This window comes from Nonomuraea sp. NPDC048826 (genome assembly GCF_043198225.1).
In the GTDB taxonomy this organism is placed as follows: domain Bacteria; phylum Actinomycetota; class Actinomycetes; order Streptosporangiales; family Streptosporangiaceae; genus Nonomuraea.
Genome location: NZ_JBICUQ010000011.1, coordinates 59,572 through 77,799, shown reverse-complemented (window position 1 = coordinate 77,799; position 18,228 = coordinate 59,572). Strand labels below are relative to the sequence as shown.

General features: G+C 70.9%; 20 protein-coding genes. 9 read left to right on the top strand and 11 right to left on the bottom strand.

Annotation, left to right across the window (positions count from 1 at the left end; genetic code table 11):
- Positions 1-2 precede the first annotated feature (2 nt).
- From ACGFI7_RS35020 to ACGFI7_RS35005, 4 genes are read right to left on the bottom strand one after another with little or no spacing between them, the layout of a single operon-like run.
- Positions 3-1,061 (bottom strand): hydrogenase expression protein HypE, encoded by a 1,059-nt coding sequence (locus ACGFI7_RS35020; protein WP_393412324.1) that lies wholly within the window; start codon positions 1,059-1,061, stop codon positions 3-5.
- Positions 1,058-1,429, bottom strand: coding sequence for a hydrogenase/urease maturation nickel metallochaperone HypA (locus tag ACGFI7_RS35015; RefSeq protein ID WP_393412322.1), 372 nt, complete (start codon positions 1,427-1,429; stop codon positions 1,058-1,060). Before ACGFI7_RS35015 ends, ACGFI7_RS35020 begins: the two co-directional genes overlap by 4 nt.
- Positions 1,422-1,922: a hydrogenase maturation protease gene (locus ACGFI7_RS35010; protein WP_393412320.1), complete on the bottom strand. Its 501-nt coding sequence runs from the start codon at positions 1,920-1,922 to the stop codon at positions 1,422-1,424. The genes ACGFI7_RS35015 and ACGFI7_RS35010 overlap by 8 nt, the downstream gene beginning before the upstream one ends.
- Complete coding sequence (locus ACGFI7_RS35005; protein ID WP_393412319.1) at positions 1,919-3,268, bottom strand: hypothetical protein; 1,350 nt, start codon at positions 3,266-3,268, stop codon at positions 1,919-1,921. The genes ACGFI7_RS35010 and ACGFI7_RS35005 overlap by 4 nt, the downstream gene beginning before the upstream one ends.
- Positions 3,269-3,535: 267 nt before the next feature.
- Here ACGFI7_RS35005 and ACGFI7_RS35000 point away from each other — a divergent pair, with 267 nt between their 5' ends.
- A complete protein-coding gene (locus tag ACGFI7_RS35000) occupies positions 3,536-3,754 on the top strand; it encodes a BTAD domain-containing putative transcriptional regulator (protein WP_393412317.1) in 219 nt (72 codons plus the stop codon).
- A 112-nt stretch (positions 3,755-3,866) separates the two neighbouring features.
- Here the strand turns inward: ACGFI7_RS35000 and ACGFI7_RS34995 are convergent, their stop codons facing one another.
- Positions 3,867-4,430 (bottom strand): dihydrofolate reductase family protein, encoded by a 564-nt coding sequence (locus ACGFI7_RS34995; protein ID WP_393412315.1) that lies wholly within the window; start codon positions 4,428-4,430, stop codon positions 3,867-3,869.
- 202 nt (positions 4,431-4,632) lie between these two features.
- On the opposite strand from ACGFI7_RS34995, the gene ACGFI7_RS34990 reads away from it, so the two are divergent.
- Both ACGFI7_RS34990 and ACGFI7_RS34985 read left to right on the top strand, forming a co-directional pair.
- Positions 4,633-5,883 (top strand): pectate lyase, encoded by a 1,251-nt coding sequence (locus tag ACGFI7_RS34990; RefSeq protein ID WP_393412313.1) that lies wholly within the window; start codon positions 4,633-4,635, stop codon positions 5,881-5,883.
- Between the two features lie 65 nt (positions 5,884-5,948).
- Positions 5,949-7,187: a hypothetical protein gene (locus ACGFI7_RS34985; protein ID WP_393412311.1), complete on the top strand. Its 1,239-nt coding sequence runs from the start codon at positions 5,949-5,951 to the stop codon at positions 7,185-7,187.
- A 19-nt stretch (positions 7,188-7,206) separates the two neighbouring features.
- Here ACGFI7_RS34985 and ACGFI7_RS34980 read toward each other — a convergent pair whose 3' ends face one another.
- A complete protein-coding gene (locus ACGFI7_RS34980) occupies positions 7,207-7,728 on the bottom strand; it encodes an AAA family ATPase (RefSeq protein WP_393412309.1) in 522 nt (173 codons plus the stop codon).
- Positions 7,729-7,878: 150 nt separating this feature from the next.
- Here ACGFI7_RS34980 and ACGFI7_RS34975 point away from each other — a divergent pair, with 150 nt between their 5' ends.
- Positions 7,879-8,604, top strand: coding sequence for a helix-turn-helix domain-containing protein (locus tag ACGFI7_RS34975; protein WP_393412307.1), 726 nt, complete (start codon positions 7,879-7,881; stop codon positions 8,602-8,604).
- 392 nt (positions 8,605-8,996) lie between these two features.
- Here the strand turns inward: ACGFI7_RS34975 and ACGFI7_RS34970 are convergent, their stop codons facing one another.
- Positions 8,997-9,629: a TetR/AcrR family transcriptional regulator gene (locus ACGFI7_RS34970; protein ID WP_393412305.1), complete on the bottom strand. Its 633-nt coding sequence runs from the start codon at positions 9,627-9,629 to the stop codon at positions 8,997-8,999.
- 38 nt (positions 9,630-9,667) lie between these two features.
- Here ACGFI7_RS34970 and ACGFI7_RS34965 point away from each other — a divergent pair, with 38 nt between their 5' ends.
- From ACGFI7_RS34965 to ACGFI7_RS34955, 3 genes are all read left to right on the top strand, one after another.
- On the top strand, positions 9,668-10,015 hold the full coding sequence (locus ACGFI7_RS34965) for a rhodanese-like domain-containing protein (RefSeq protein ID WP_393412303.1): 348 nt from the start codon (positions 9,668-9,670) through the stop codon (positions 10,013-10,015).
- A gap of 46 nt (positions 10,016-10,061) precedes the next feature.
- Positions 10,062-10,709, top strand: a complete 648-nt coding sequence (locus ACGFI7_RS34960; RefSeq protein WP_393412301.1) for a class I SAM-dependent DNA methyltransferase — start codon at positions 10,062-10,064, stop codon at positions 10,707-10,709.
- Between the two features lie 135 nt (positions 10,710-10,844).
- Positions 10,845-11,525, top strand: coding sequence for a hypothetical protein (locus ACGFI7_RS34955; RefSeq protein WP_393412299.1), 681 nt, complete (start codon positions 10,845-10,847; stop codon positions 11,523-11,525).
- On the opposite strand, the gene ACGFI7_RS34950 is transcribed toward ACGFI7_RS34955, so the two are convergent.
- Complete coding sequence (locus ACGFI7_RS34950; protein ID WP_393412297.1) at positions 11,492-12,652, bottom strand: sensor histidine kinase; 1,161 nt, start codon at positions 12,650-12,652, stop codon at positions 11,492-11,494. The two genes, ACGFI7_RS34955 and ACGFI7_RS34950, sit on opposite strands and share 34 nt — an antisense overlap.
- Complete coding sequence (locus ACGFI7_RS34945) at positions 12,649-13,302, bottom strand: response regulator (RefSeq protein ID WP_393412295.1); 654 nt, start codon at positions 13,300-13,302, stop codon at positions 12,649-12,651. The genes ACGFI7_RS34950 and ACGFI7_RS34945 overlap by 4 nt, the downstream gene beginning before the upstream one ends.
- A gap of 361 nt (positions 13,303-13,663) precedes the next feature.
- On the opposite strand from ACGFI7_RS34945, the gene ACGFI7_RS34940 reads away from it, so the two are divergent.
- Positions 13,664-15,184, top strand: a complete 1,521-nt coding sequence (locus tag ACGFI7_RS34940; RefSeq protein WP_393412293.1) for an APC family permease — start codon at positions 13,664-13,666, stop codon at positions 15,182-15,184.
- A gap of 54 nt (positions 15,185-15,238) precedes the next feature.
- Here the strand turns inward: ACGFI7_RS34940 and ACGFI7_RS34935 are convergent, their stop codons facing one another.
- Together ACGFI7_RS34935 and ACGFI7_RS34930 are read right to left on the bottom strand one after the other, a co-directional pair.
- Positions 15,239-16,501 (bottom strand): cytochrome P450, encoded by a 1,263-nt coding sequence (locus ACGFI7_RS34935; RefSeq protein ID WP_393412291.1) that lies wholly within the window; start codon positions 16,499-16,501, stop codon positions 15,239-15,241.
- A 14-nt stretch (positions 16,502-16,515) separates the two neighbouring features.
- Positions 16,516-17,871, bottom strand: a complete 1,356-nt coding sequence (locus ACGFI7_RS34930; RefSeq protein WP_393412289.1) for a glutamine synthetase family protein — start codon at positions 17,869-17,871, stop codon at positions 16,516-16,518.
- 165 nt (positions 17,872-18,036) lie between these two features.
- On the opposite strand from ACGFI7_RS34930, the gene ACGFI7_RS34925 reads away from it, so the two are divergent.
- The gene (locus ACGFI7_RS34925; RefSeq protein WP_393412287.1) at positions 18,037-18,225 is read left to right on the top strand and encodes a ferredoxin; all 189 of its coding nucleotides are present in this window, start codon (positions 18,037-18,039) and stop codon (positions 18,223-18,225) included.
- Positions 18,226-18,228 lie beyond the last annotated feature (3 nt).

Below are 18,228 nucleotides of genomic sequence, written 5' to 3'. Positions count from 1 at the left end.
CTCTACGGGCGCCAGCGCGGGTCGTAGCCGCTGGTCAACGCCTCACGGTTGTGCCGCCACCGGGGCTCCCTGTTGGCGGTGTGGTTGGTGATGCCGCGCATCCGGCGGATGAACGCGCCGTACGGTTTGATCAGCATCGACGACAGGTTGCCGCCGGGCGGCATGTCCATGAACGGCATGAACTTGTCCGGGAAGCCGGGCATGGTGCAGGCGATGCAGATGCCGCCCACGTTCGGGCAGCCGCCGATGCCGGCCATCCACCCGCGCTTGGGCACGTTGCAGTTCACCACCGGGCCCCAGCAGCCCACCTTCACCTGGCACTTGGGCGAGTTGTAGTCACCGGCGAAGTCGCCCTGCTCGTAGTACGAGCCGCGGTCGCAGCCCTCGTGCACCGTCTTGCCGAACAGCCACTGCGGCCGCAGCATCTCGTCCAGCGGAGGCGGCGGCGCGCTGCCGGCCGCGTGGTAGAGCACCCAGGTCAGGGTCTCCATGAAGTTGTCCGGCTGGACCGGGCAGCCGGGCACGTTCACGATCGGCAGCCCGCCGGCGGAGCGGAAGTCCCAGCCGAGATAGTCGGCCAGGCCCATGCAGCCGGTCGGGTTGCCGGCCATCGCGTGGATGCCGCCGTAGGCCGCGCAGGTGCCGATGGCGACGACCGCCCACGCCCGCGGGGCGAGCTTGTCGATCCAGCTGTTCAAGGTCAGCGGCTCGCCGGTCGCCGGGTCGTTGCCGAACGACGTCCAGTAGCCGTCGCCGTTGATGTTCTCGTTGGGCACCGAGCCCTCGATGACGAGCATGAACGGCTCCAGCTCGCCCCGGGCGGCGGCCCGGAACGGGGCCAGGTAGTCCTCGCCGCCGAGACTGGCCGAGAGCACCTTGTTGTACAGGTGGACCTTGGGCAGGCCGGGAATGGTGCCGCCGACCACGTCCTCGATCGCGGGCTGGGTCGCCGCGGTGATCGAGACGGTGTCCCCGTCGCAGCTCATGCCCTCGGATATCCACAGGATGTGCATCTCGTCGTACCCGGCCGTCCGGCCGTTCTGCTGCTGCGTCTCGGTCATGACCGCACCTCGCTGGTGAGAACGTCCGGCTCGTAGGTGATCGACTCGACGACGACACCGGTGTCGCCGGAGACCTCGACGTCCACGCCGCCGCAGGGCGGGCAGGCGACGAGCGCGAGCGCGTCGGTGGCGGGCGTCCGCGCGCCGCAGTCGCGGCAGCTCACCGCGGGCGGCTCGGTGACCAGCTCCATCCGCGCGTCCTGGGCCGGGGTCCCGGCCGCGGCCACGCGGAAGCCCTGCTCGACGACCGCCGGATCGGCCTCGTGCCCGGCGAACGCGGCGCGGACCCGGACCGCGGCCACCCGCCGTCCCCCCGCCCGGCGCAGGACCGCCTCCACGATCTCGTCGCACATTCCCGTCTCATGCATCGGCGCACTCCCTGTCGGCTCTTCGGTACGTCTCGTCCCGGGCCAGCGCCGTCACCACGGCGACCGCGCCGTCGACGGCGGCGGCCACCGGTTCGGACAGGCCCATGACCTCGTCGATCACCTGCGGCCGGCAGCCCACCAGCAGCACCCGGGGCACCCCGCCGCCCAGCTTGCGCAGCAGGTCGAGGACGGCCTGGGGATGCAGGCCGTGCCCGTCCACGGGCGGCGGGGCGTCCCGCTCCGGCTCCTCGTCGATCTCCAGCACGGCCACCGTGCCCGGCGGGCCGTCCAGCTCGACCGCGTCCACCATGATCAGCGTGTCGTACGCGCCGCCGAGCAGTTCGTAGGCCAGGTGGACGCCCCGGATGCCGTAGTCGGCCACCACCACCGAGGCGGGCACGGCCGACGGGTCCATCCGCCTGACCACCTCGACGCCGAACCCGTCGTCCCCCAGGAACACGTTGCCGATCCCGGCCACCAGCACCCGGTTCATACCGGCTCACCGTCCAGCGGCTCGGTCTCCTCGGGCGCGAAGTAGCGGTACCGGCCGTACCACTGGTTCAGCTCGGCCGCCGGGTCGTCCTCCAGGGTCACCGCCAGGTGGCGGGCGCCGTCGACGTCCAGCAGCACCGCCTCCACCAGGGCCGTCCTGCCGTCGAGGAACATGTCCTGCGGATCCGAGCCGCGCAGCCGGGGCCGCAGCCGCACCCGGCTGCCCTTGCGCACCCGGGTCCCGCCCACGTCCACGCTGTCGGTCGCGGGTGAGACGGAGGCGTCGGCCTCCGGGTGCCACCAGGGCTCGGCGGGCCGGGTGGTCCCGTGCAGGCGCGCCAGGTCCTCCGGGGTCATCGCCTCCACCCGGTCGAGGATGGCGGCGGCCCGCGGGTCGGTGGCGCGCGCCTCGCGCTTCTCGGCGTCGGTGAGGGTCAGCGTGCGCAGCGACAGGATCTCGTCGATCTCCGCCGCGTCGTGCAGGTCCCCGGGGCTCTCCGGGGCGACCCGCGGGTTGTCGTAGAGCAGGATCGGCGACGACAGGACCACCCGGTCCCCGCTCAGCACCGGGTACGTGTGCGCGTTCGCGCAGTCGCTCGCCGCGGTCTCCGCCCAGGCCGGGGGTTCGAGCAGCGAGACGAACCGGCCGCCGGGCACCGTCAGCAGCGTGTGGCAGGCGATCAGGGCGTGCCGGAGCGCCTCTTCCCTGGGCGTCTCCGGTGACGGCTCCTGACCCGCGTTCTCGATCCGTACCCGCAGCTTGAACAGCGCGTTCCCGTCCGGCGCCGAGCCCGCGCAGGGCGTCAGCGACAGCGTCGCCCGCGCGTGCAGCGGCCACTCGCGCCACCGCGTCCGCCCCGCCGCGCCGGGCAGCGGGGCGACCGTCTCGAAGCCGGGAACCCGCAGGTCGAACAGCTTGTCCCCGGCCAGCAGCTCCGCCACGGACGCCCGCACGTCGAGCTCGCGGGGGACCGCCTCGTCGAAGCTCAGCGCCTCGCCGACCCGGTCAGCCTTCCGGTGGCCGCCGTCCGGCAGCCGTTCCTCCGGGGTACGGCGGCGCAGGTGCAGGAAGCGGAGCCGGCCGTGCACGACGGCGTCGCCGGGCGCGGTCAGCAGGCACTCGGTCCGCTGCCACCAGGACTCGGCGGAGCCCGCCACGCCACCGCCGTCCAGTCCGTGCGCCCGTGCCCACGGCTCCGGCAGCAGCACGCCGAACTGCCACCTGACCTGGTTCTTCGGGGAGGATCGGCGGTACGGGTACAGCAGGTAGCCCTCGTACAGGACGGCGTCCGCCACCGCCAGAGCCGCCCGGAAACCGGGCACGGCGTCGATGCCGTTCGCGTCCACGGCGGGTGGCCCCCTTCTGTCCCTCGTCGTACGTGGCTCTTTCGGTATAGCCACGCCGTGCCGGGCCAAGTAGGTGGCGCGCTCCCCTAGGTGCCGTCCTCACTTAGCGGTTCTTGGTGATCCATCCGAGAGGGACCGGGGGCGGCGCGACGTAAGCTCCGCCTCGCCCCAACAGGATTTGCCCGCCGCTTTGCCGGTCTCCGCGACCAGATCTATTCGGGCATCCACGCCGTCCGCCGGGAGTTACGCGCCCTCGGCGTCCACGAGATGGCCTCGTACCGGGGCTGCTACACGGTGCGGGCCGACGCCGCGAACCCGGACCTCGCCCTGTTCGAGGAGTACGCCCGGCAGGCCGGGTCGGGACAGCCGCCCGAGCAGGTGGTCCGGTCGCTGCGCCGGGGGCTCTCGCTCTGGAACGGCCCGGCGCTGAGCGACGCGTCCAGCGCCTACGTCGAGGCGGCCTGCTGGCCACGCACCTGGGGGTGACGGGCGCGCTGGGCGTCGCGGGGGCCGCGGGGCTGACCGCAGGCGTGCCGGCCGCCCTCGCCTGGCGCCGCGCCCGGAGTGAGAGCCGGCCTCACCCCCTGACTTCCTGGTCTTACTTGTCCCGCGCCGGCTGGAAGTGCAGTCCGGTGATCCCGCAGGCGAACGGCGTCGCGGAGACGAGCCGGAGCCGCTGGTAGGCCCCCGTGGGGAAGACCGGCATCCCGCCCCCGGTCGCGGTCGGGTTGACGAACAGGTGGAGGTCGTCGATGAGTTCGGCGGCGATCAGGCTCGACACCAGGGTGCCGCCCCCGTACACGATGAGGTCGCCGCCCGGCTCGGCCTTGAGCCGGTTCACGAGCTCGGTCAGGTCGCCGCCGGCCACGGTGGCGTTCTCCCAGGGCGACTCGGTGAGGCTGTTGGAGATGACGGTCTTGGGCGTGTCGTTCATCCAGTCGATCGACTCCTGGTCCTCGCCCTCGGGGCCGGACGCCCAGGCCGGGATGAAGCCCTCGGCGAGCCTGCGGCCCAGGACGATGCGGTCGACCGACTTGGTCAGCCCGTCGACGTAGCCGCTGAGGTCGTCGCTCCACGGGCCCGTCAGCCAGTCCATCGCCCCGTCCGGACCGGCCATGTAGCCGTCGACGGTGGTCTGAACCTGGAGCTTGAGCTTGCGCATGAGATGTCCTTTCCGCAGTGCGTCACCGTAAGACTCCCGGAGCGCTCTTACGGCCTGCTTACGGTCTTCTTCCGGTGCTCGCGGCAGGTGAAAGTTTCAGGGACCGTCGCAGGTCATCCGAGGGTACGGGGCCTTCCGGTTGACGGCGGGGCCGGGGCATGGGATCAATCGCCGGAAAGCGCTTACCCGAAGGGAGACGGTCGTGTCACAGCACCCCCGAAGAACGGGCCGGCGGCGCCTGCCGCTGAGCCTGGTCGCCCTCCTGATGGCGCTGGCGGGCGTCCTCGTCGCGCTGCCGCCGCCCGCGAGCGCCGCCACCGTCGACACCGGCGCCTGGTACGTCCTGGTCAACCGGCACAGCGGCAAAGCACTCGACGTGTACGAGTTCGCCACCCACGACGGCGCCCCCATCGTCCAATGGGCCCGCAACGACGGCAACCAGCAGCAATGGCAGTTCGTCAGCTCAGGCGACGGCTACTACCGGCTCAAGTCCCGCCACAGCGGCAAAGTCCTCGACCTCTACGCATGGAACGCCGACGGCGGCGCCCAGATCGTCCAATGGGCCGACACCAACGGCTGGAACCAGCAGTTCCGCCTCGCCGACTCCGACGGCGGCCACGTCCGCCTGATCAACCGCCACAGCGGCAAAGCCCTGGAGACCTGGGAATGGTCCACCGCCGACGGCGCCCGCATCTCCCAGTGGGACGACCTCAACGGCGCCAACCAGCAATGGCGACTCGTCAAAATGGGCAGCGGCGGCGGCGGTGGCGGCGGCGGTGACGGCAGCGGCTCCTGGCCGTCCGACACCGGCAGCGTCCACCAGACCTCCACCCGCAACGTCGGCTCGTTCTTCGACGGCGGAATGAAGCGCTACTACGGCATCGGTGACGGCGGCCAGAGCGAGAGCCAGGACCCGATGTTCGTGGTGGCCAACGGCGGCACCATCCAGAACCTGTTCATCGACGCGCCGGCCGGTGACGGCATCCACTGCGAAGGCTCCTGCACCATCAAGAACGTGTGGTGGAACGACGTGGGCGAGGACGCCGCCACCTTCCGCAGCTCCAGCTCCTCGGCCGCCTACCTGGTCGACGGCGGCGGCGCCAAGTCCGCCTCCGACAAGGTGTTCCAGCACAACGGCGCCGGCACCCTGACCATCCGCAACTTCCAGGTGCACAGCGCCGGCAAGCTCTACCGGGCCTGCGGCAACTGCTCCAGCTCCTACCAGCGGCACGTGGTCATGGACGGCATCACCGCCCGCTCCACCAAGGTGCTGGCCGGCATCAACACCAACTGGGGCGACACCGCCCGGTTCAGCCGGATCACCCTCTACGGCAGCGCCACCATCTGCGAGAAGTACCGGGGCGTGCCCAAGGGCAGCGAACCCACCAAGATCGGCGAAGGCGCCGACGGCGTGAACTGCCTGTACTCCTCGTCCGACATCACCTACCGGTAAGGCCCCCGCGCGCCGGGGAGCGCCTTCCCCGGCGCGCGGATGGTAGCGATAACACAAGGAGACCCATGAGACTCCTGGCGATCCTCCTCGCCCTCTTCCTGCTCCCGGCCGTCCCTGCCCAGGCCGCCGCCGTCAACCTGGCGCCCGCCGCCACCCCCGCCGCCTCCTACACCTCGCCCTGGGAACGGGTCACCGCCATCAACGACGGCGTCGACCCGCCCCGGTCCGACGACACCGCCAACGCCCGCTGGGGCACCTGGCCCCAGACCGGCACCCAATGGGCCGAACTGATCTGGCCCGCCGCCCAGACGATCACCTCGGCCGAGGTCTACTTCTTCGACGACGGCGGCGGCGTGCGCGTCCCCGCCTCCTGGAAACTCCAGCGCTGGGACGGCGGCTCGTACATCGACATCCCCGGCGCCTACCCCACCGCCGCCGACACCTACAACCGCGTCACCTTCTCCCAGATCAGCACCGTACGGCTGCGCGTCGTCCTGCAGAGCGGCGCCGCCTCCGTCGGCCTCCTGGAGGTCAAGGCGTACGGCGTCGACGGCGGCCCCTCGACCCCCTGGAACCCCCCGGCCAACCTCGTCACCCCGCTCAACGAGGTCTGGCAGCACGTCGAGAGCACGTACCCGAACCTGTACGGGTTCCGCAACTACGGCTGGGACCAGGTCATGGCCAACGGCGGATCCATCAACTACTGCGTCCGCTGGGACTCCTCCGCCTCCGTGACGGCCGCCCAGCGTGACCGCATCCACGCCGCGCTGGCCCGCCAGTTCAAGAAGTGGATGGACGTGATGGCCGGTCAGGAAGGCTGGCCGTACGGGAACGTCCCGGTCAAGGTCGTCGGCTGGGCCGTACGCGACCGCAACCAGCTCCAGTGGACGGACAACTCGGTCGACATCTACGTCGGCGACATCCGGGAGAACGCCCCGCAGTGCGCCGCCGCCTGTGGACGCTTCTTCAACCAGAACGGCGCCTACCCGAACTGCCCGGGCGGCGCCGCGCGCCACTACGACATGTCTCTCTGGCTCACCGCCGGCATGGGCGGCGGCGCGGGCGGCGACTGGGGCCAGCGCATCGGCAGCGAGTACTACGTGTCCAACCTGGACGCCGACAACATCCACATCCTGCTGCACGAGATAGGCCACTCGTTCGGGCTGGACGACTTCTACGACTGGACCCCGACAGGCGTGTGCTGCTTCCTGATGAAGGCGGGCAGCGCGTCGTCGATCACGGAGTTCGACGCGTGGATGTTCCGCGACTGGTGGCGCCACCTGAAGAGCCGCTACGGCCGCTGAACCGCGCCGTCCTGGGGCCTCAGCTCTTGACGGCCTCCGCGATCCGCTCGGCGGCCTGTACGGGCGTGAGGTGCGTGGTGTCGACCACCTCGGCCTCGGCATGCAGCCACGTACGGGCCGCCTCGGCGTACGGCTCGAGGTACTTCAGCCGGAACGGGGAAGGGCCGAGAAACGTGTCCCCCTCGATGCGCTCGCGGAGGGTGTCCTGGTCGGCGTGGAGCACGAAGTGCCGCACCGGAATGCCATGCTCGGCCAGCCCCCCGCTGATCTCCCGCCAGTACTCCTCGACCAGCACGGTCATGGGCACCACCAGCGTCCCCCCGGCGTAGTCGAGCACCCGCCGCGCCGTCTCCACCACGAGCGGCCGCCACGGCGGCCAGTGCTGGAAGTTGTCCGTCGCGGGCAGCCCCGGCCTGATGTCCATGAGCGTCTCACCGACCTTCTCGGCATCGAACACCCGCGAACCGGGGATCAACGGCTGCACCAGCCCACTGGTCGTCGTCTTACCCGCGCCGTGGGTGCCGTTGAGCCATACGATCACAAACCCGATGGTAGTGCTGTGGCGGACCACGGACCGGCCGCCCAGCCCGGGCGTCCGCGCAGACAGGCCTGCTCATCCCTTCGGTCCTCCGCTGATCAGGCAGCGAAGAACCATCTCCTCAACTAGCACCGCACAGCTATAGTTGAGGAGATGCCTGAGGACTGGCTGACCAATCATGAGGCGGCGGACCTGCTCGGGGTAACGGCCGGGCGTGTCAATGCCATGGCCAGGTCAGGCAATCTGGCTCATCGGATGGCAGGCCGTACCCGGCTCATCGATCCTGCCTCCGTCCAGCGGCTTCTGACGACCAACTGGCGACGGCCGGGCCGCCCGTTGGCACCCTCGTCCGCATGGGCGGCACTGCTCAGCGACCTGGGGACGGCCGGCTGGAGCGAGCTCACCAGGGCTCTGGGGATGTCTCCTCAGCAGCGCTACAAGTTGAAGCGACTGATCGCCCGGAGCCCGGCGGGGAACTGGGACGGGCTGGCGAAGGCTCGTGCCGTCGTGCATCGGGTCCGCGTCCGGCCCGCCTACCTGGGTGAGATCCTGCAGTGGGACGGGGTCGTCCCTTCCGGAGTCTCCGCCACCGCCCGGCATGGGCTCGACCTGATCGCGGCGGAGCAGGCGGAGGCGTATCTCGGTGACCACACCCGGCGGCTGCTTGAGAAGGAGTTTCACCTCGTCTCCAGCCCATCGGGGAATCTGGTGCTACGGTTGCCGTCGGTAACGGAACCGCATCTCTGTGTAGTCCTCGATCGTGAGGTCATGCCGGCTGCGGTGGTCGCCGTGGATCTTCTCGACAGCGGTGATCCGCGCTCCCGCCGAACCGCCCTTCAGATCATCACCCGACTTCTGGAAGCCACCCTCCGTGACTGAAACCCAGCTGCCTCGTCTCAGAAACCAACCTGTGGATCCCTGTCACGTTCGGCTCCGCGTATGGCCAGGTCCCGATGCCCGACCTGGGAGGTGCCCTCGTCATCAAGGCTCGCGCTGCCGCCGCCGACTCGCGGATCCACAACGTCACCTGTCCGATCTGGCCTTCCTGCTCAGCCTGGTGGACAATCCCCGGCAGCTGCGTGAGCGTCTGAGCGCGCGAGACCGTAGTCACCTGCGTCGCCTCGCCCTGGTCGGAGATCCGCGCCACGCACCGTGGGTCGTGCTACCTGACCAGGACGACCGCGGCAATGCCGCCGAGGCATATCTTTCCCTCACTCGACATTGGCACCCGTCCAACTGTTGGAAAGGCCAGTGGTGCCTTCTGAGGGCTGCTACGGGCGTTGGGCGTTCGAGTGGGCCGCGCTTGTGAGGTGGTGGAGGCCGGCGCGTATGCGTTTCTCTCCCAGCTCCGGCAGGAGGGCGGATACGTGTTCGGCCGACAGGGCGGCCAGGACGGCGTGGGCGGTGTAGTCGGGGTCGGGGGTGCCGTCGAGGAGGATCGCCACGTGCCGGTGCCAGAACCGGTAGGCCCCGATGCGGTAGCGGGCGCCGGGTGTCGCGGTTTCCGACATCCGGATGAGGTCGAGGTGTTCCAGCAGGTAGTCGAGGTACGCGTCGACGAACGCGGTGAGTCGCTCGCCGGCTGCCGCGCCGGTGCCGAGGGGTGGCGGTCCGTGCAGGATCGCCTCCTGCAGCACGCGCTCGCGGGCGTCCAGCAGGGCGGCGGCCAGGCCTGACTTGTCGCCGAACCGGCGGAACAGCGTGCCCTTGCCGACGCCGGCCGCCGCGGCCACCTGGTCCATGGTCACCGCGTCGACGCCGTGTTCGGTGAAGAGGCGGGCCGCCGCCTCCAGTACCGCCGCCCGGTTGCGGGCCGCGTCCGCGCGTTCCGCGGGGGGTGGTTTGAGGAGCAGTTCCAGCGGGGTTGCAGAAACGGACTGCGGTCCGTTATCGTCTCGAGACACAAACCGGACTATAGTCCATTTCCCTTGGAGGTGGCGGCATGACCGCACTCATCACCCGGGACGAGCTGAAGGCGGCGATCGACGCCGGAGCCGTGACCGTCGTCGACGCCCTGGGCGGCGCGTACTACGCCCAGCAGCACCTGCCGGGCGCCATCGCCCTCGTCAGGGAGGACGTCGACAGGCTGGCGCCCGTCCTCCTGCCCGACCTCGACGCCCCGATCGTCACCTACTGCACCAACCCCGCCTGCCCCAACAGCGGCCAGGTCGCCGACCGGCTCACCGCCCTCGGCTACACCCACGTCCGCAAGTATCGCGACGGCATCGAGGACTGGATCGGCGCCGGCCTGCCCACCGAATCCGCCGAGACCGCCGGATCCGCCACCTGACCGAAGCCCGGGAAGACGGCGGGCCGATGGGCTACAGTCGTCCGCCGTGGCTGAATCCTCCCCCTATCTCAATGTGATCGCGGGTGCCTACGACGCGCTCGCCGACCTGTACGCCGACTTCGTGCGGGGCTCGCTCGACCGGTTGCCGCTGGATCGGTCGGTGGTCGGCGCGTTCGCCGACCTGGTCCGGGCCGGTGGGGTGCGGCGGGTCGTCGAGGCGGGGTGCGGGCCCGGGTACATGACGGCGCATCTGCGTGATCTGGGGCTGGACCCCTTCGGGGTCGATCTGTCTCCGGCGCTGATCGAGATCGCCCGGGCGGACTATCCTGACCTGCGGTTCGAGGTCGGTTCGATGGGGGCGATCGACGTGGCCGACGGGGAGCTGGGCGGGCTGCTCTCCTGGTACTCGATGATCCACATCCCGCCGCCGGAGCTGCCGCCGTATTTCGCCGAGTTCCGCCGGGTGCTGGCGCCGGGGGGTCATCTTCTGGTCGGGTTCGTCGAGTCCGAGGGTGGCCCGGTGGTGGAGTTCGACCACCGGGTCACCCCGGCCTACCGGTGGCCGATCGACGAGTTGGCCGGGCTGGCGCGCGAGGAGAGGTTCGTCGAGGTGGCGCGGATGCTGCGGGAGCCTCTGGAGGACGAACGGTTCCGCCGGGGCCACCTGCTGATGCGCCGCGACCCGGCGGCCTGAGAAGCCACGACCCGGCTGCCTGGTGCGCCGCGACCCGGTAGATCGGCGGGGTGCGGGTCGGTCCGGCGGCGGACGACGGGGAGGGTCCGGCGTTCCTAGCCTTCGTTGCCATCGAAGGCCAGTAAGGGGACCACCATGTCGTTGTCGGATCCGATCAGATTTCGCAGGCTCGCCGCCGGAACGAGCCTCATCGTCGCGCCCGTCCTGTATCTCACGGCCATGGTCGTGGACCCCGCCCTGCGGCAGGGCGGCGGGGACACGGTCGGCGTCTACGGGCGCTACCTGGAGCAGGTGTCGGTCAGCGCGGCGATCCTGCACTGGAGCTGGGTGCTGCTGGTCCCGGGCATCGTCGGCATGATCCACCTGGTGCGCCGCCGCGCCGTGCTCCTCGGTCACGTCACGGGCGGGCTCGCCCTGCTCGGCGTGGTGAACTTCTCCGCGCTGATGCTGGGCGACTACTTCTACGCGCGGCTGGAGCGCTCGCTGCCACCTGCCGAGGGGGCCGCGCTCGGCGACCAGGCGTTCGGCGATCCGGGGGTGGTGTTCGGATTCCAGATCCCGGGTTTCGCCGGGATCCTCGGGCTGTTCGGGCTCGGGCTCGTGCTGGCGTACTGCCGGCGGGCGCCCTGGTGGGCCCCGTTCGCGATCCTCGCGGGCATCTTCACGGCGCCGATCTTCCCGATCGGCACGATCGTGGGCGGGCTGCTGTACGTGGCGGGGGCCGGGATCATCGGTCTGCGCATCGTACGGATGAGCGACGCCGAGTGGGCCGGCGAGCAGGATCAGCCGGTCGGGAACCTGGCGCGCACGCGGTAGCCGCGGCCCGGCAGGGGCCCGGCCGACAGGTCGCCGCCGTGCATGGAGACGCGTTCGCGCATCCCGATCAGGCCGTGCCCGCTGCCGCCGCCCTCTCCGCCGCCCGGGCCGTCGTCGGTGACCTCCACGGTGAGGTCTGCGGCGGAGTAGGTGACGGTGACGGCGATCCGGGTCGCCCGCGCGTGCTTCAGCGCGTTGGTCAGCGCCTCCTGGGCCACCCGGTACGCCGACAGGTCCAGCCCCGGGGGCAACGGCCTGGGCTCACCATCGACCCGCAGGTCCACGGCCGGACCGGCCTCCTCGACCTGGGCGGCCAGGGCGTCGAGCCGGTCCAGCCCGGCGGCGTGCGGTTCGGCGCCGGTGCCGCCGGGGCTGCGCAGCATGCCCAGCATGAGCCGCAGTTCCTCGATCGCCTCGCGGCCCGCCCGTTCGACGCCGGTCAGCAGCGCGCGTTCGCGCTCGCGGTCCGGGTCGTCGCGGAGCATCATCCGTACGCCGCCCGTGTGCAGGGTCATGAGGCTGACGTTGTGGGAGACGATGTCATGCAGCTCGCGGGCGATCCGCGCCCGCTCGCCGGCGAGTGCCTGCCGGGCGCGCTCCTCGCGCTCGACCTCCAGCCGGGTGGCCTGCCGGGTGACGCGCAGCGTCTGGTCGATCTGGCGGCGCAACAGGATGCCGCTGGTGTACGCGACGCCGACGAAGATGGCGCTGATCAGCACTTCCGCCAGGTCGTTATGCTGAAATGTCTGCAAATAGGCGTACGCGACCAGCACGCACGCCAACCCCGCCAGCCCCCGCCGGGAACGCAGCTCCGCCGCGCTGGCCACGGTGTGCACCAGGATGAGCGTCGAGTAGAAGTGCCACGCGGCGTAGTACTCCGCTTCCGTGGCCTCCCGCACGCCGATGCCCACGGCCACCAGCGCGAGCAGCATGCTCATCGGGAACCGCTGCCTGAACAGCAGCAGCACCCCGGCCGTGGCCGCGCCGACGGCCAGCGGCACCGGCCGGCTGATCTGCCCAGGCTCGAACCCCTGCCGCCCGAACGACTCGACCTGCCCTGCGACCACCACGGCGAGCGCCAGCAGCACGTCGAGTCGGCTCGGCCGCCAGCCTCCGCCGCGCGTCATGGCCGGCCCGGGCGGACGAAACCGGACTCGTAGGCGAACACCACCGCCTGGAGACGGTCACGCACCCCCAGCTTGCGCAGGACCTGGGCGACATGGCCGCGGATCGTCGACTCGCCGATCCCGGCCCGCGCCGCGATCTCCCGGTTGGACAGGCCGCGGGTCAGCAGCCGCAGCACGTCCAGCTCGCGCGGGGTGAGGGTGTCCAGCTCGGGAGGCGGTGAGAGCGGCTGCGCGGCGAAGGACGCGATGACCCGCAGGGTGACCGCCGGATCGATCATCCCGTCGCCGGCCGCCGCGACCCGCACCGCCTCCACGAGGTGCTCGGGCGGCGAGCTCTTCAGCAGGAAGCCGCTGACCCCGGTGCGCAGGGCGGCGTGCAGGTTCTCGTCGCTGCCGAAGGTCGTCAGCATCACGATCCGCGGCGGCGCGGGGTCGGCGAGCAACGTCGTGGCGGCGGCCAGGCCGTCCAGGCGCGGCATGGCGATGTCGAGCAGCAGCACGTCCGGCCGTTCCCGCCGCGTCACCGCGACGGCCTCCACGCCGTCGGCCGCCTCGCCGACCACGTCCACGCCGGGGGCGTTCTCCGCCACCAGCCGCAGGCCCGCCCTGATCATGGCGTGGTCGTCGGCGATGACCAGCCTGATCGTCATGTCTCACCCGGCATGGCACCGAGCATATGGACGCCTCCGTCCTTCCTGCCATCGCCCTCGGGCGGAGCCGGGTGACCGCCGCCTCCACCGTGCGGTGGACCGTCCCTCCGCTGATCGGCGGGGGAACGCCCAATCGTTTAGGCCCAAACATATTGACAGTTCGTTTCGGTCCGAACATTCTGTGTGACACGCACCCGAGGGAGTCGTCCCCGGACTCCGGCCGGGTCGAGCCCCCGAAGGAACCCCCCATGAATGCGAACCGCCGCGGCGTTCCCGGGAACGCGGCTCTGGTGTCAGCCGTCGCCGACCAGATCGCGAGCCATCCGTTCCACGGCCGAGCGGACGCGCAGAGAGGTCTTTGATGGAGAACAGAACACTCCCCGCCGACTCCGGCGAAACCCGCCTCGCCAGGAACAAACTCGGCATCGCCGGCATCGTCTTCTTCGTCGTCGCGGCGGCCGCGCCCCTGGTCGGCATGACGGGCGCCGTCCCGATCGCGATCGTCCTGGGCAACGGCTCGGGAGCCCCCGGCGCGTACCTGGCGGTCGGCCTGGTCCTGCTGCTCTTCAGCGTCGGCTACTCCGCCATGAGCCACCGCGTCACCAACACCGGCGCCTTCTTCGCGTACGTGGGACGCGGGCTCGGCGTCACGCCGGGCGTCGGATCGGCCTTCGTGTCGCTGCTCGCCTACCTGACGATCCAGCTGGCCATCTACGGGTTCTTCGGCGCCGTCATCTCCGGCCAGATGAACGCCCAGCTGGGCCTCGACCTCCCCTGGTGGGCCTGGGCCCTGATCGCGTGGGCGCTGGTGACGGGCCTGTCGGTGCTGAGCGTGGACGTCGGCGCCAAGGTCCTCGGCGTGCTCATGATCCTGGAGGTGCTCTCCCTCGCCGTGGTGGCGGCCGCCGTGCTGTTGAGCGGCGGCGGCCCCGACGGCCTGGCGTTCGGCTCGTCCTTCTCGCCGGACGTGGTGTTCGCCGGCGGGTTCGCGGGCTCGGCGGGCATCGCGCTCACCTTCGCCTTCGCCTCGTACATCGGCTTCGAGGCGACCGCCATCTACGGCGAGGAGACGCGGGACCCCAAGCGCGCCGTCCCGCTCGCGACCTACATCTCGGTCGGCCTGATCGCGCTGCTGTTCGCCTTCACCTCGTGGGCCGTGGTCAGCGGGCTCGGGTCCGCCTCGGTCGTCGACCGGGTGGTGGAGATCTCCACGGTCGACGGCACGCCGCTGGCCGACCCGGCCGCCGTCCTGTTCGCGGTCGCCGAGGAGTACGTCGGCGGCTGGCTGGCGACGGTGATGAGCTGGCTGGTCCTGTCCAGCCTGTTCGCCGGCCTGCTCGCCTTCCAGAACAGCGCGGCCCGGTACGTCTTCTCGCTGGCGCGGGCCGGAGTGCTGCCGGCCCGGCTCGGCAGGGTGAACGGGCGCGGCGCCCCGGCGCTGGGCACGGCCGCTGTCTCCGTGCTGACGCTGGTCGTCATCGTGCTGTTCTTCGTGACCGGCAGGGACCCCGTGGTGCACCTGTTCACCTGGTTCAGCGCCCTGGCGGTGCTGGCGATCGTGCTGGTGGAGGTCCTGGTCTCCGTCGCGGTGATCGTCTACTTCCGCAAGGAGGGCGGCGGGAACGTGTGGAACACCCTCGTCGCCCCGATCGCCGCCGTCGCGGGTCTGGTGCTGGGCAGCTACCTGCTCGTGTCGCGGTTCGGCCTCCTGTCGGGCACCGCGGCCGAGGGCGTCGACCCCGCCGCCCAGGCGTGGGGCCTGTCGGCGCTCGGCTGGTTCCTGGTCGCCCTGCCCTTCATCGTCTTCGCCATCGGGACGGTGGTGCACCTGGTCCGGCGTGACAAGGAGAACGCCCAGGCCGTGTCCGACCTGGTGACCTGACGCGAACGACAAGGGGGCGGCTCCACCGGAGCCGCCCCCTTCTTCGTGTGCCGGTCAGGCGAGGGTGACCTCGACCGGCAGCTTCTTGATGCCGTTGACGAAGTTGGAACGCACCCGGGGCACCTCACCGGTGAGGCGGATGTCCGCGATGCGCGGGATCAGCTCCTCGAACATGATGCGGATCTCGGTCCTGGCCAGCAGGTTGCCCAGGCACAGGTGCGGGCTGCCCTTGCCGAAGGTGAGGTGGTCGACGTGGGTGCGGGTGACGTCGAACGTGTACGGACGGTCGAAGACCTCCTCGTCACGGTTGCCCGCGGCGTACCACATGACGACCTTGTCGCCCTCCTTGATCTGCTTGCCGCCGAGTTCCACGTCGCGGGTGGCGGTGCGGCGGAAGTGGTAGACCGGCGAGGCCCAGCGCAGGAACTCCTCGACCGCGCCCGGGATCAGCGACGGGTCGCGGCGCAGCAGGTCGAGCTGGTCGGGGTGGTTGATCAGGGCCAGCATGGAGTGGGAGATGGCGTGCCGGGTGGTCTCGTTGCCGGCCACCACGAGCAGCAGGAAGTAGTTGTCGAAGTCCCGGTCCGACAGGGGGACGCCGTCGCGCGGGGTCTCGTTGACCAGCCGCGAGATCAGGTCGGTGCCGGTGCCGCCGCGGCGCTGCCTGGCCAGTTCGCGGCCGTACGCGAAGACCTCCAGGGAGGCGGGCGAGCGGAACGGCAGGTCGCGGTACTGTTCGCTCTCCTCGCTGTCCAGGAGCACGTCGGCGTAGTCGGGGTCGGTGTTGCCGATGATGCGGTTGCCCCAGTCGATGAGCTGCTTGGTGTCGCCTTCGGGGACGTCGAGCAGCCGGGCGAGCACGTTGATGGGGAAGTCGGCGGAGACGTCGGCCACGAAGTCGAACGAGCCCTTGGCGAAGGCGGCGTCGAGGGTGGTGGCGGTCAGGCCGCGCAGGAAGTCGGCGTACTGACTGATGATCTTCGCGCCGAACTGGCGCTGCATCAGGCCGCGCAGGGCCCGGTGGCGCACGCCGTCCATCTCCAGGATGGAGGCGCGGATCTTGATCTGGTCGTCGTCCACCTCCTCCAGGTTCACGAACTTGGCTGAGGTGAAGGTCTCGGGGTCGCGGTCGACGCGGGCGATGTCGGCGTGCCGGGTGACGGCCCAGAATCCGGCGTTGGGCGCGGGCTCCGGCTGCCAGTGGACGGGGTCCTCCCGGTGCAGGGTGTGGAACATCCGCCACGGGGTGACGCCGTCGGTGAAGTTGGCCGTGTCGGCGAGGTCGACCTGGTCGAGGGGGAGGGGTTCGGGGATCATGGGGCTCCTCGGCGTCACAGGTGGTGGGCGTACTCGACGAACTCCCAGTCGGTGACGTGCCGATGGAAGCGTTCGATCTCGTTGCGCTTGTAGGCCAGGTAGGAGGCGGTGAAGCCCTTGCCGAGCAGCTCGGTCAGCTCGCTGTCGGCTTCGAGCGCGTCGAGCGCGTCGGCGAGCGTCATCGGCAGGACGGCGGCCCTGGAGGTGTCGTAGCCGTAGCCCTCCAGCGGGGCGGACGGCTCCTGCCCGGCGCGCAGGCCCAGCAGCATGGCGGCGAGGGTGCCGGCGAGCAGCAGGTACGGGTTGGCGCTGGCGTCGCCGAGCCGGAGCTCGAACCGCGCCCCCGGACCGCGCTCGGGCGGGACGCGCAGCATGGCGCTGCGGTTGTCGAGTCCCCAGTCGATCAGCCACGGCGCGAGGGTGTCGGGGCCGAACCGCTTGTAGGAGTTGATGGTGGGGTTGGCCAGCGCGGCCAGCGCCGGGGCGTGCGCCAGGACGCCGGCGAGGGCGTGGCGGGCGGTCGCCGACAGCCCGTACGGCGCCGAGGGGTCGTCGAAGGCGTTGGAGTCGTCGTCCGCCAGACAGGAGAGGTGCAGGTGGAAGCCGGATCCGCCCTCGTCGTTGAACGGTTTGGCCATGAAGGTCGCCAGGCGTCCCTCACCGCGGGCGAGCTCCTTGACGGCCGACTTGAAGAGGAACGTCCGGTCGGCGGCGTCCAGGGCTCCGGAGTGCACGAGGTTGATCTCGAACTGGCCGCTGCTGAACTCGTGGTTGCCCATGCTCACGTCCAGGCCGAGATCGCGCAGCCGGCGCAGCGTGCTCAGCAGGTGGCCGTCCGGGTCGCCGCGCCGTCCGGCGGTGTAGACGAGCCCTGGGGCGTCGGCGTAGCGCCGCCAGCCGTTCGGCGCGGCGGGGTCGGGCTCGCACAGGAAGTACTCCAGCTCGGGCCCGGCCACCGGGCGCAGCCCGTGTTCGGCGTACCGCTCCAGCACACCGCGGAGCAGGTCGCGCGGCGACTCGGCGACCCGGCTCCCGTCCGCGGGGTCGCGGACGTCGGCGAGGCACCAGGCCACGCCGGGCTCCCAGGGCAGCGGCCTGAGCGTGCTCAGGTCGGGCCACACGGTGACGTCGGGCAGCCCGCGGTCCAGCCCGCCCTCGACCGGCACCACGTCTCCTTGCGGGGTGGTGTGGTAGACGGCGCGGCAGAAGGCGAGGCCGTGCTCGCAGGCCGCCGCCAGGTGGTCCACCAGCACGTCCCTGGCCCGGTCGGTGCCGATCAGGTCGGGATAGACCACCCGGACCACGTCGATGCCTTGCTCGGCGAGGCGAGCGAGGTGCTCGCGAACTGCGGGGGGTGGGTGGGCGCTCACCGTGATCTCCCTAAGTGCAGGGCTGCTATGCTCTTTGTTTGAGGTCAAACGATATGCAGGCGCTCCCTCGCTGGCAAGGGTGCGAACCCGCCTTTTCCCGCATTGACCCGTCGCGCTCCCCGGCTCTATTTTGTTTGAAGTCAAACGATCCATGAGGGAGCGGCTATGAGGGTCGTCGTCGATATGAACAAGTGCCAGGACCACGGCCAGTGCGTCTTCTCGGCCCCCGAGGTGTTCCGGATGGACGACGACGGGCGGCTGGTCTACGTCGACGAACCCGACGAGAGCCTCCGCGCGGACGTCGAGGACGCCGCCGACGTGTGCCCGCTCCAGGCGATCTCCATCGAGGGCTGACCG